Genomic DNA, 2,151 nt, shown 5'->3' on the forward strand with positions numbered 1-2,151 from the left:
CGGCCCGCACGCGCGCGCCCCAGCCGCCGATCGCCTCGTAGCGCGCGTGCAGCTCCCCGAGCTTCAGCCCGCAATGCTCCGGGTCGGCCTCGGCGGCGGCGAGTGCGGCCTCGACCTCGCGCAGCTCGGCATCGCCATCGAGCGCGTAGTCGATCGCCGCGCTGTCGACGCCCGGCGTTTCCTGCGCGACGTGTGCAATCACCCACTTCGGCGGCATCTGCACGTCGCCCGAGTCGGCATGCAGCTCGCCGCGCAGCAGCGCGAACAGCGAGGACTTGCCGGTGCCGTTGGCACCGGTCACGCCGACGCGCTGGCCGGGGAAGATCGTCAGCGACACCTGCTCGAACAGCGGCCGGGTGCCGCGGCGCAGGGTCAGGGACTGGAGCTTGAGCATGATCGGGAGCGAAGCGGTCGTGTCGGAGGATCGGCCACCTTAGCAGCGCGGCTTCGCAGCGGGCAGGGTGGCGGCGCGCCTCCGTTGAACAGGCGAGCGCTTTTACCGGACATCAACCGTCAGGCCGCGATGCCGTGGGCGATGTGTCCGAGCAGCCTCTCGACCTGACGCGCACCCTCGTCGGTATCGAGACGGTTCAGCGGCGATGCCCCGGCCAGCGCCGTCGTCGGCCGGCGCAGCCAGAGCAACGCCTTGTCGCGCGTGCCGAAGGTGTCGATGGCCATCTGCAGCAGACGTGCCTTTGCAGTTGCGTTCATCGCGGGTCAGTCTCCGGTCGATCGTGAACATGCCTGCCTTCCGGATCGCGGCTCCGGCCCCACCAACGCCTGCCCGATCAGCGATGATGCGCCGCCCCCGCCACCCGCCATCCCGACCATGCCCGAACTCGCGCTGCCGATCTTCCTGCTGACCTACGTCGTCGTCGCGCTCGGGCGCTTGCCGGGCTGGCGCATCGACCGTGCCGGCGCGGCGCTGGTCGGTGCGGCGGCGATGATCGCCTGCGGCGCGCTCGATTTCGACGAAGCCCTCGCCGCACTCGATGCCGACACGCTGGTACTGCTGTTCGGCATGATGATCGTCGTCGCCAGTCTGCGGCTGTCGGGGTTCTTCCGCGTTGTCGAGGCCGCGGCCGTGCGCCGGGCGCGGCATCCGCTGGTGCTGCTGGTGGCAATCGTCGGCGTCTCGGCCGGGCTTTCGGCGTTTCTGGTCAATGACACGATCTGTCTGGTGCTGACCGTGCCGGTGCTCGAACTGGTGCTGCGCCTCGGCCGTCCGCCGCTGCCGTATCTGCTGGCCGTGGCGATGGCCGCCAACATCGGTTCGGTTGCAACGCTGACCGGCAACCCGCAGAACATGATCGTCGGCTCGCTCTCCGGCATCGCGTACGGCGACTTTGCCGCGGCGCTGTGGCCGGTGGCGGCCGTTGGCTGCGGACTGCTGATCCTGGTGCTGGTGCTGGCCTTCCCGCGCGAATTCCTGCGCGGCGGGCCGCTCGCGCCGTTGCGCGTGACGCCGGTGCGCTGCAACCGGCCGCTGGCACTGAAGTCGGTCGCCGTGCTGGCGGGGCTGATCGGCGCCTTCTTCGCCGGCGTGCGTCCGGCCGAGGCCGCGCTGCTCGGTGGCGCCTATCTGCTGCTGACCCGGCGGGTGAAGCCGCAGAAAATCCACCGCGAAATCGACTGGTCGCTGCTGGTGATGTTCGCCGGCCTGTTCGTCGTCGTCGCCGGACTGGAGCGCACGGTGCTGACGGCCGATCGCATTGCGGCGGTCGGCAGCTTCGGCCTGCAGCAACCGGTCGTGCTGGCGACGCTGACGGCGGCGCTGTCGAACCTCGTCAGCAACGTGCCGGCCGTGCTGGTGCTGAAACCCTTCGTCGAGGCCCTCGCGGACCGGGAACGCGCCTGGCTGATCGTGGCGATGGCCTCGACGCTCGCCGGCAACCTGACGCTGCTCGGCTCGGTCGCCAACCTGATCGTCGCCCAGCGCGCCCGCAGCCTCGGCGTCGAACTCGGCTTCGGCGCCTATCTGCGCATCGGCGTGCCGGTGACGGCGCTGACGATCGTGGCCGGCACGCTGCTGCTGATGCACTGAGCCCGGCGGCTGCAGACCGGTACCGGCTGCGGCGCTGCGTCCTGCACGCGTGTGACCCACGGGTCAAAGAGACTTATCCGCACTTCGAAGGCTTTGACCCACGGGTC

3 protein-coding genes are annotated in these 2,151 nt (G+C 70.3%); 1 reads left to right on the top strand and 2 read right to left on the bottom strand.

All coding sequences use genetic code 11. From position 1 onward, the window contains the following. Positions 1–394 (bottom strand): ATP-binding cassette domain-containing protein (locus PKE44_RS18605; RefSeq protein WP_324554215.1); only part of this gene is annotated, 394 nt, incomplete at its 3' end. A gap of 119 nt (positions 395–513) precedes the next feature. Next, entirely contained in the window at positions 514–711 is a 198-nt protein-coding gene (locus PKE44_RS18610; protein WP_324554217.1) for an MbcA/ParS/Xre antitoxin family protein, read from the bottom strand. A 118-nt stretch (positions 712–829) separates the two neighbouring features. Here PKE44_RS18610 and PKE44_RS18615 point away from each other — a divergent pair, with 118 nt between their 5' ends. After that, on the top strand, positions 830–2,044 hold the full coding sequence (locus PKE44_RS18615) for an anion transporter (RefSeq protein WP_324554219.1): 1,215 nt from the start codon (positions 830–832) through the stop codon (positions 2,042–2,044). The last annotated feature ends 107 nt before the right edge of the window (positions 2,045–2,151 follow it).

The sequence above is a fragment of the Plasticicumulans sp. genome (genome assembly GCF_035331805.1).
GTDB lineage: Bacteria > Pseudomonadota > Gammaproteobacteria > Competibacterales > Competibacteraceae > Plasticicumulans.